The sequence below is a fragment of the Oleiphilus sp. HI0061 genome, from assembly GCF_001635675.1.
The window spans coordinates 1-1,240 of sequence record NZ_LWFE01001561.1 but is presented as its reverse complement, the minus strand read 5'-3'; the positions used below and the strand labels follow the sequence as shown (position 1 = coordinate 1,240).

General features: G+C 44.0%; 2 protein-coding genes. Both read left to right on the top strand.

The features are described 5' to 3' along the window. Positions 1 to 734: TonB-dependent receptor (locus A3735_RS24415; protein WP_197486018.1), on the top strand; the 734-nt coding region annotated here is incomplete at its 5' end. Between the two features lie 36 nt (positions 735 to 770). Continuing rightward, the coding region (locus tag A3735_RS24410) for a hypothetical protein (protein ID WP_197486017.1) at positions 771 to 1,240 on the top strand (470 nt) is incomplete at its 3' end.

The window sequence follows — 1,240 nt, the reverse complement described above, 5'->3', positions numbered from 1 at the left end:
AAATAAAGCAGGATCAGGTTGCTGAGTTTTATCATGACCTCCAGCTTGGTTTGCTTGCACAGCTAAGTGCTGAGGTTCAATTCAGGGCCAACATCTCCAGAAATATTAGACTTCCCGAGTTAAATGAAATGTATGGTGATCGCGGGTTCACTTTAGGCAATGAAGACCTTGTTGAGGAAAAAGCCCTAAACACCGATATTAGCCTTAGTTATCAGTCAAACAGAACATCCGGTACGCTCGCTTTGTTTTATCGTGATCTTAACGATGCCATTGTCACTATTTACAACTCGCGAGGCATTGGCAAACCGCAGAATCTTTCTAAAGCGCAAGTGATCGGTATTGAAGTCAGCAATGAGCTTCACTTATCGAATTTTGTCCGTATTAATTCGAACCTCACCTTCCAAGATACTGAAGATAAATCTAACTCTAGAGCCTTCAGGGGGGAGTCCTTGCCGGGCGTTTATGACTTTTCCGGAACTGTTGAGATGCGGGTTGCCGACCAAGGGCGTTCGGTTGGCTTGGAATATGTACGGCAGTCGGGTGGTGTTTACGATTCAGCTGGTGTGGCCGAACTTCCCGACGTTAAGCAGGTTAACGCCAGTCTTGGCTTTAAAAGTGAAAAAGATTCACTCGAATTTAAAATTAAGAATGTTAGTGGTCAGCGTGTAAGCAAATACAACCGATTCCCAGGGCCCGGGCGTCAGTGGTTTGTTTCTTATGCTCATCAATTTTGATCGATAGTGTGTAAATACTATTAATAGGAGCAAGTAATGAATATTGAAAAAAATGTGGCAGGTAAAAAACTAGTCTTAGGGCTATTGGCGCTAGGTGCGATTGGCGTTACTGGTTGTTCAAGTGACAACAGTATCAAATCTGAAACAGCTGGTTTGTATGGAAATATTGCCGCATCAGTTTACGTTAGCGATACTTTGGCGTACTTTCAGGGAAACGAAAGCTGGGGTTCTAGTAGTCTTTATCAGTTTAACCCTACAACGGGTGCGGTAGTAACGGAGCCTGTTACCGGCTTCGAGAGTGTCGATATACAGTCGCTGGAACTTAGCCCATCGGGGCAGTTGTGGGTAGGTGTTGGAGACTTTGCAACACCTCAGATTCAGATTCTTAATACTAGTAATAACGCAGTGGTTGATACGATTCAGTTAAGCAATAACCCGGGAAGCATTACCTTTTCAGAAAACCTGAGTGGCGATTGCGCGAATGCTTGTGCATTTATTAAAGGTGT